Origin of the sequence: Halomonas sp. BC2 (assembly GCF_002078115.1) — a bacterium.
Lineage (GTDB): Bacteria > Pseudomonadota > Gammaproteobacteria > Pseudomonadales > Halomonadaceae > Vreelandella > Vreelandella stevensii.
In genome coordinates this window covers 348,122-351,630 of sequence record NZ_LFGT01000009.1, presented here as the reverse complement: position 1 = coordinate 351,630, position 3,509 = coordinate 348,122, and the positions used below count along the sequence as shown (strand labels likewise).

At 63.7% G+C, this 3,509-nt stretch carries 3 protein-coding genes and 2 pseudogenes; 1 reads left to right on the top strand and 4 read right to left on the bottom strand.

The features are described from left to right. Positions 1 to 341: pseudogene (locus B7L71_RS08050) on the top strand (DNA topoisomerase III); the annotation flags it as partial. Positions 342 to 381: 40 nt separating this feature from the next. Here the strand turns inward: B7L71_RS08050 and B7L71_RS08045 are convergent. From B7L71_RS08045 to B7L71_RS08030, 4 genes and pseudogenes are all read right to left on the bottom strand, one after another. Beyond that, positions 382 to 621: a hypothetical protein gene (locus B7L71_RS08045; RefSeq protein ID WP_081137200.1), complete on the bottom strand. Its 240-nt coding sequence runs from the start codon at positions 619 to 621 to the stop codon at positions 382 to 384. A gap of 86 nt (positions 622 to 707) precedes the next feature. Next, positions 708 to 2,003 carry a S8 family serine peptidase gene (locus B7L71_RS08040; protein WP_081137198.1) on the bottom strand — a complete coding sequence of 432 codons (1,296 nt, stop codon included), beginning with the start codon at positions 2,001 to 2,003 and terminating at the stop codon, positions 708 to 710. Between the two features lie 173 nt (positions 2,004 to 2,176). Then, the gene (locus tag B7L71_RS08035) at positions 2,177 to 2,581 is read right to left on the bottom strand and encodes a DUF2784 domain-containing protein (RefSeq protein WP_081137196.1); all 405 of its coding nucleotides are present in this window, start codon (positions 2,579 to 2,581) and stop codon (positions 2,177 to 2,179) included. Positions 2,582 to 2,587: 6 nt separating this feature from the next. Further along, positions 2,588 to 3,509, bottom strand: a pseudogene (locus B7L71_RS08030) (M48 family metallopeptidase); the annotation flags it as partial.

Here is a 3,509-nt window from a genome sequence, read left to right as displayed (position 1 = left end):
TCATCGCCGCGCTGCCCAGCGCCGTCAGCACTCCCGAACGCACCGCTCTCTGGGAGCAGCGCCTGCGCGCGATCTCCGAACGCCAGGACGACCCCAACGCCTTCCAACACGCCCTGCTGGAAGACTTGCACACCCTGCTGCGCCAAAGCGATGCCAGCAAACTGCGCCACAGCCTGCAAACCGCCCAGGGCGAAGCCGCAGGCCCCGCCAAACGCAGCGGAACCAGCAAAAAGAGCTACGCACGGCGCAAGAGTACCGGCAGCAAGACGGGCAGCAAGAAAAGTACGGGGAGCTGCAGCAGTGCGGCGGGGAAGCGAGTGCGCTCAAGGCGAACTGACTAAATCGGCAACATTCGATTGATGAGCTCGCAAAAAGCCATGATCACCACGTCTCATCCGTACCTGGTGGTCCCACATCCATCGGCGTATCCGGGGCGATGTCTAGCACTCCTTGCACGCGCTTGAGCCGCTGGACGGTAGCGTCATCGGCGGCGCCGGTAATGCAGCCGATCTCCTCCAGCACCTCGCGGACGGTGAGCCCTTCGGCGCTGAGACGCGTGGCGATGTCATGGATGGGCTGATCGCTGGAGATCGTGATCAGCCAGAACGTTACCGTTGCCATTGAAGGTATCTCCCGAAAATCAATGCCACACGTGTTGATGGGCATGCGCTGGACGGCCGGAGAAGACCGCCAGCACACCACGCAGCCTAAGGGGCTTGTACCAGCCCCGCGCCCACCTGCTCTTGCGATAGCGGCAAAGGCCGAGCAGAGGCTATTAACTGATCCCACAGTTTTCGGCCTCGCAATGAAGCATCCGACTGGGCCCAAAGGGCCGCACACCCCGCCACGTGCGGAGTCGCCATGCTGGTACCGCTGATGGCCTTGTGACAGGTCGGCCGAGGCCAGGCAGACAAAACGTCGCGCCCTGGGGCGGCCAGCTCGATCTTGCCATGATTGGAGAAGCTGGACACCGACAGGTTGGGATCCAGGGAAGCCACCGACATCACCGTGGGCGAGTTCGCCGGGGCGCCGGTTGGCAGGGTTGAATTGCCCGCCGCCGCTATCACCAGGCAGTCGTTGCGTAGCGCTGCCGCACCGGCATGGGTGTAGGCGGCCTGTACCGGGCTCTGGCTGCCCAGTGACATGGAGATCACTTCACAGCGATTGGCAATCGCCCAGTTCAAACCTGCCAACACGCCTGCGCCCGTACTGCTGCCCGAGTTGGTCAACACTTTACCCACCAGTACCTGGGCATCGAAGGCAACCCCGTAACGGGGGGTATCACCGCGGGGAGACTTCGGGCCGCAGGCGGTTCCAATACAGTGTGTACCATGCCTATTGAGGTCCTGCACCGGCTCGCCGACGAAGCTGCGCGAGACAAATTCACGGCCCGCAAACTCCGGGTGGCCCAGGTCCATCCCGGTATCCAGCACGGCGACCTTGATACCTGCCCCACTCCACTGGCTGGCGGGTACTCGGCAACGGGCCAACCCCCAGGTGGTGGTGCGGCCCTCTTGTTCTGGCTTTTCGACGGCGTTTTCCATCTCCAGCTCCACCCCCATGTCACGGGCAATGGTGGTCGCGGCACGCAGAAAACCGCGCAAGTACTCCGAGTTTTCCGAAAAGGCAAAATATTCCGGCTCGATGATCTCGATGGGGCTATTCACCGCGAGCTTGTCCAGTACGTCCATGCCATGGTGCTGCAAGGCATCGCCGCCCACCAGGGCTACGCCCAGCTCTGGAAATACCAGCGCCTCGGCGTCACCGGTTTCGTCCAGGCTGACCGCTTGCTCGCTGAAATCGCGCGCGTCGGCAATACGGAAGTTAAGGGCTTGCAGTGCCTTGATGCCCTCTTCCACCTGGCCGTCTCGATAGCTGATCAAGTAACGCCCTGTTTCCAGGCAGCTGCCACCCCGCTCCAACGCTGCCAGCAGCAGCTGCTCGGTCTTGCACGAAACGGTCGCTATCGAAGCGTCACCCTGTCCATTTGGTCGTTTGGTCATCCTGCACCTCTTTACGCTTGGCACTCTGCATGATCGCCCTTTCTCCAGCAGACACCTGCCCTGGCAGGCCCTTTGGCGAAACGGCGTACGTACCCCTCAGCCTAACGCACCTCGCGTCCCCTGCCAGCACGACTCTGCAACGCATTACGGGCTACGGCAGCCCCCTGCAAACCTCAGCCCCGCTGGCGGGCAACGGGCCGCACCACCCACCAGCTGGCCAGCACCAGGCTACCGAACAGGGTATATACCGCCACGAACACCCACTCCGGCGCCGTGTAGTAGAGCAGCCGCTGGAGCCAGTGTTGAATGAAGGAACCGGCGTAAGTGGCTGAACCGGCTTCGGCACGCAGCGCCATTTCCAGGGTGGTGAGCGGGCAGACGGCACCCAGCCACGCTTGCACGACCACATAACCAATGGCGCCTAGATGAACAAGCCGAAACCGGCGGTGGCGCACCCAGCGCCAGCCCAGAATACCGCCCAGGTAGACGGCCAGCAGCCCCAGCACCACGAAGGCTACGAACAGCACATGCAACAGCAGTACGGCATCGGCCAGTAACAGTAGGAGCGATGAAGGCATGGGCGTTCACCCCATGGAGTGAGTATCGCTGTCGGGCTCTTCCAACAGCGGCGGCACTGGGCAGCCGAGCATATCGGCCACCGCGCGGAACAGCTCTGCCTCGGCGGCGCGAATCACGCCGCTGCGTTCTACACAGCGGGTCATGGCGTTCAGCAAGCGGGCTTTATGCAGCGGTTTCAAGCGGCGCAAGCGCTCTACGGCCAGGCTGAGCGCCTGCATGTCATCGGCGTCTTGCAGGGAAGACAACGTAAAGGGCAGCGAGGCCTGGGCAGCCCGCAGCGCGGCAGCCACGGCCTCGTCACCCGCCTGCCCTGGCGCCACTCCCGCCTCAGCCAACACGCCCAACAGGCGCTGACATTCGGCCTGGGTCTGTTCCAGCGTCAGGGTTTCGGCGCCGCCGTGACGCTCGCTCAGATGGCTCAGCAGCAGCTGGTAGAGCGTCCACTCGAACAGACTGACCTTGCCGTCGCTATGGATCAAACGCTCCAGGCAGAGCCTGAAGTGCTGGGCCTGCTGTGTAGAAAGCGAGGTGAGCGCAGGCAGGGCAAGTTCGATCAGCGGCAGGCGTAGCTGTACGTCGAGCCGAGCCACCTGCTCCTTCAGGGCGTGCAGCGCGGCGTACACATCCGGCAGCGCCACGGCCTCCAGCGCCGCCAACTGCTGTGTGCGTTCGGCATCATCGTTGCTCAGCAGCATGGCGTAGATCAGCGCCCTGGCACTGTAGGGTTCATGGGCGGCCTCTACCAGGGTGGCGGGCAAGGCATCGATCACGTCGCGGGCCTTTTGAAGGTGGCGCGGATCGGGCTGCCCCATGGCCCCCAGCGCCACCTGCATGGCCGCCATACTGAACAGCGCCTCGGGAGACGTGGGCATCCCGCCCATCCGGTGGTTCTGGGGGCGTTTGTCCGTCTCGGCACCAGGGGTGTCG

What these genes read in the sequence shown, in the direction of transcription:
- B7L71_RS08045 (WP_081137200.1), bottom strand. Translation starts at nt 621, where the DNA reads ATGGCAACGGTAACGTTCTGGCTGATCACGATCTCCAGCGATCAGCCC.
- B7L71_RS08040 (WP_081137198.1), bottom strand. Translation starts at nt 2,003, where the DNA reads ATGACCAAACGACCAAATGGACAGGGTGACGCTTCGATAGCGACCGTT.
- B7L71_RS08035 (WP_081137196.1), bottom strand. Translation starts at nt 2,581, where the DNA reads ATGCCTTCATCGCTCCTACTGTTACTGGCCGATGCCGTACTGCTGTTG.